This window comes from Falsiroseomonas oryziterrae, from assembly GCF_021864505.1.
GTDB lineage: Bacteria > Pseudomonadota > Alphaproteobacteria > Acetobacterales > Acetobacteraceae > Falsiroseomonas > Falsiroseomonas oryziterrae.
This window is the reverse complement of the sequence record NZ_JAKJIB010000362.1, coordinates 1-3,910: the sequence shown is the minus strand read 5'-3', so window position 1 is coordinate 3,910 and position 3,910 is coordinate 1. Positions and strand designations below refer to the sequence as shown.

The following is a 3,910-nucleotide window of genomic DNA, read 5'->3' as shown; positions in this document are numbered from 1 at the left end:
CGGCAGCCTGGACGCGGTGCTGGAGCCCTTCCTGCGGCGGGAGCCGCCGGCCGAGGTGCGTGCGGCGCTGCGGGCCGGCGCGGCCGAGTTGCTGCTGCTCGGCACGCCCGCCCATGCCGCGGTCGCGGCGACGGTCGCGGTGGTGCCGAAGCCCTTCGCCGGACTGGTCAACGCCGTGCTGCGGAAGGTCGCGGTCGAGGGACCCGCGGCGCTGGAGGGGCTGGACGCCGAGCGGCTGGACACGCCGCCCTGGCTCTGGACCGCCTGGCATGCGGCCTATGGTCCGGCGGTGCGCGCCATCGCGCGGGCGCACCGGGAGCCGGCGCCGCTCGACCTGACCCTCGCGCCGGGGGCCGCGCCGCCGGAGGGGGCGGAGATCCTGCCGACCGGCACGGCCCGCCTGCCGGCGGGGACGCGGGTGACGGAGCTGCCGGGCTTCGCCGAGGGCCGCTTCTGGGTGCAGGACGCAGCTGCGGCGCTGCCGGCGCGGCTGCTCGGCGTGAAGCCGGGGGAGCGCGTCGCCGATCTCTGCGCCGCACCGGGCGGGAAGACGGCGCAGCTGGTGGCCGCCGGCGCGCAGGTGGTGGCGGTGGAGCGCGATGCGCGGCGGCTCGGCCGGCTGCGCGAGAATCTGGCGCGGCTCGGGCTCGAGGCCGAGCTGGTGGAGGCCGATGCGGCGTCCTGGGCGCCGGGCGAGGCCGCGTTCGACGCGGTGCTGCTGGATGCGCCCTGCACCGCGACGGGCATCATCCGCCGCCATCCCGACATCCCGCACCTGAAGCGGGCCGGCGACGTGCTGCAGATGGCGGAGGCGCAGGCGCGGCTGCTCGGGAACGCGGTGAAGCTCCTGCGGCCAGGCGGGCGGCTGGTGCTGGCCACCTGCTCGCTGCAGCCGGAGGAGGGCGAGGCGCATGTTTCACGTGCGACATCACTCGGTCTGACGCTCGACCCGATCCGCGCGGAGGAACTGCCTGGGCTGGCGGAGGCGCTGACGGAACGCGGCACGCTGCGCACGCGGCCGGATCTGTGGGGTGAGCGCGGCGGGCTGGACGGGTTCTTCGCGGCGCGGTTCGTCAGGCCGGCGCCCTGAGCGCCGCTACGCGAAGCGCTGCGTCGCGGTCCGCGAAGCCGCCCCGCGCTGGCCAAATCGTTGCGAGCGCCTCTTCGCCCGGCTATGTTCAACGCGCGGTTGCGGCGGCCGTATCGCATCGAGGCCTGCGTCACCGCGGCTGATCGCGGCGCGCGACGGCCGAAGGGGGGCAGGCATGATCAAGGTTGGTAACGTCTGGCATTCCGCGTTCCCGGACAGCAAGGGCACGCGCGCACCCATCGTCAAGAACCGCGGCCAGGCGACGGTCGCGTCCTACAAGTCGCTCACCGGCGGCCACGCGATGATGTACCTGGAATACCTGGACGAGATGGGCTTCCTGGTGACGCGGAAGGTGCATCTCGTTGCGGGGCTCGGCGGATCGCAGCGGGCCGAAGCGGTCGGCTCCGGGTCGAGCGCCAGCGGCTTCGGCGCCAACGAGATCGAGATCCTCGACGAGGAGAAGGGGGTCTTCCACCCGGGCAGCAAGGACGCGCCGGAGGAGGACCGGTCCGACGACTACTACTACACCGCCTATCCGATGACGGATGCGCAGCGCGCCTCGCTGGACGCCGCGATCCGGCGGTTCATCGCGAAGAACGCCAAGGGTCGCTACACCTACCGGATCGCGGGCGGCGTGATCGGGCGCCTGACCACGGCGCCGAAGGTGCGCGGCGTGAACTGCGCGGACTTCATCATCAAGGTGCTGGACGAAGCCGGCATCGCGCACATCAAGAGCAAGGTCTTCAACACGCCGTCGCGCGTCGCCGGGCACTGAGCGCGGCGAGCGGCTGGTTCTGGCCCCCCGCGCGCCGCAGGCGGAGCGCGCCAGGCGCATCTATCGCGCGCGGCCGGACACGTGGGGGGAGCGTGGTGGGGTGGACAGGCTCTTCGCAGGGCGGTTCATCGGGGCCTGATCCGGAGGAACGCCCTGTCGATGAGCGAGCAGGGCGTCCGCTTTGACCCGAGCGGCCCTGCAGCGTGTCCGCGCCGCTATTCCGGCGTTGCTGCCGATCCAGCCAGCAGCCCACCGTCGACGTTGATCTCCGCTCCCGTCATGTATGCGGCCTCGTCGGAGGCCAGCATCGCCGCGATCGCCGCGACCTCCTCTGGCATCCCGAAACGCCGGAGCGGCGTGTCCGCCACCAGTGCCGCCATGCGCGCCTCGCGGTCCGAACCATCCCCGAGCATGGGTTCCCACATCGGCGTGAGGATCGCCGCCGGATGGATCGAGTTGCAGCGGATCGTCCATCGCTGCTGCGCACAGTAGAGGGCAACGGTCTTGGTGTGGTTGCGGATGGCGGCCTTGGAGGAGGCGTAGGCGGCAGCCGCCGGAATGCCGACCAGTCCGGACCGTGAGGAGATGTTGATGATCGATCCCCTGCCGGCTGCCTTCATCGCCCCGATCGCGTAGCGGCAGCCAAGGAACGTCCCATCGAGGTTCACGCGGTGTACCGCGCGCCAATCCTCCAGGCGGGCGTGCTCCGGATCATGCGCGACCGCGCCGTCCTCGAAGCCGGTGACGCCGGCATTGTTGACCATCACGTCCACTCTGGGAACGAGATCGGCCAGCCGCAGCCAGTCAGCTTCCTCCCCGACGTCGAGCTTGATGAAGCGCGCGCCGATTTCCGCAGCCAAGGCCAATCCGCTCGTCTCGTCGCGGTCGGTGACGATGACATTCCCGCCTTCCGCTTGGAAGCGACAGGCAATGGCGCGGCCGATGCCCCGCGCGGCGCCAGTGATGACGCAGATCTTCCCGCTCAGCCTCTGCATGCTTGTCGTTCCCCTGCTCCAAGGCGGGCGGAGGACCGCTCTCCGCCCTGCGTCGAAGCCGCGTTCTATTTTTCGCAGCGGAGCATCACCGTGCTCCGGTGCACCTGCTCCCCGATATCGGCCGCGCTGCGGTCGGCGCCGCGGGACTCGGCCGTGCGGAACGGCACGTTCGCACGGCGCAGGAAGGCCTGCGCGACCTCGCCCTTCACCGCGAAGTTCACATTGTCCACGTTCTGGACGCGGCGGTTATCGAGCTTCGACACCACCACGCCCACGACGTTGCCCTGCAGATCCACCATCGGCCCGCCGGAATTGCCCGGCTGCACCTCGGCGCTGATCTGGAAGTTGTTCGGGTCGTTGCGCACGCCGGCAAGCGCGTTGATCACGCCGCGCGTCAGCTTCGGATCGGCGGACAGCAGCCCGGCCAGCGGGAAGCCGTAGACGATCACGTCCTCGCCGCGGCGGACGCCGGGCGCGGTGCGGAACGCCAGCGCCGGGCCGGGATTGCCGGGGATGGTCAGCACCGCGAGATCCAGCGCGGCATCGACCGAGGCCGGCGGCGTCGCGGCCAGCCAGCGGCCGTCGGCGGTGCGCGCCAGGATGCGGTCGCAGCCATCCACCACATGCTGGTTGGTCATCACCCGGTCCGGCGCCACGACGAAGCCGGTGCCGGAGGAGACGCGGCGCGCAGTCTGGTTCGGGCGCGCCTGCGCCACGGCAGGCGGCGGCGCGGCGGCGGCGGCCATCTCCACCCGCTGGTCGGCGCAGATGTCGCGGTCGCGGCTGACGCTCTCCCGCCCGTCGGCGAGCACCAGGCGGATGTCGAAGCGGCAGCCGGCCTCGGGGTTCGGGCGCATCGCGAAGGACTGGCCGGTGGGCAGCGGGCCGCGGTTCAGCAGGTTCGACCCCCAGTCGGGCCGGCCGCTGCGCACGGCGTGCAGCGCCGTCGCGTCCACCCCGGTGCGGTTCACGATGCGGACAGGCTCGGCCCCCTGGGCGGCCCCGGGGGCGGCCCCGGGGGCGGGTGCCGCGGCGGGTCCTTGTGCGGCG

General features: G+C 72.5%; 4 protein-coding genes. 2 read left to right on the top strand and 2 right to left on the bottom strand.

What is annotated here, in order from left to right; translation table 11 throughout:
- Nucleotides 1-1,090: RsmB/NOP family class I SAM-dependent RNA methyltransferase (locus tag L2I40_RS20155; RefSeq protein ID WP_237216968.1), on the top strand; the 1,090-nt coding region annotated here is incomplete at its 5' end.
- A 175-nt stretch (nt 1,091-1,265) separates the two neighbouring features.
- The gene (locus L2I40_RS20150; protein WP_237216967.1) at nt 1,266-1,865 is read left to right on the top strand and encodes a hypothetical protein; all 600 of its coding nucleotides are present in this window, start codon (nt 1,266-1,268) and stop codon (nt 1,863-1,865) included.
- 215 nt (nt 1,866-2,080) lie between these two features.
- Here the strand turns inward: L2I40_RS20150 and L2I40_RS20145 are convergent, their stop codons facing one another.
- The gene (locus L2I40_RS20145) at nt 2,081-2,860 is read right to left on the bottom strand and encodes an SDR family oxidoreductase (RefSeq protein WP_237216966.1); all 780 of its coding nucleotides are present in this window, start codon (nt 2,858-2,860) and stop codon (nt 2,081-2,083) included.
- 65 nt (nt 2,861-2,925) lie between these two features.
- Nucleotides 2,926-3,910, bottom strand: a 985-nt coding sequence (locus L2I40_RS20140; RefSeq protein ID WP_237216965.1) for a trypsin-like peptidase domain-containing protein, incomplete at its 5' end; no start/stop codon positions are given.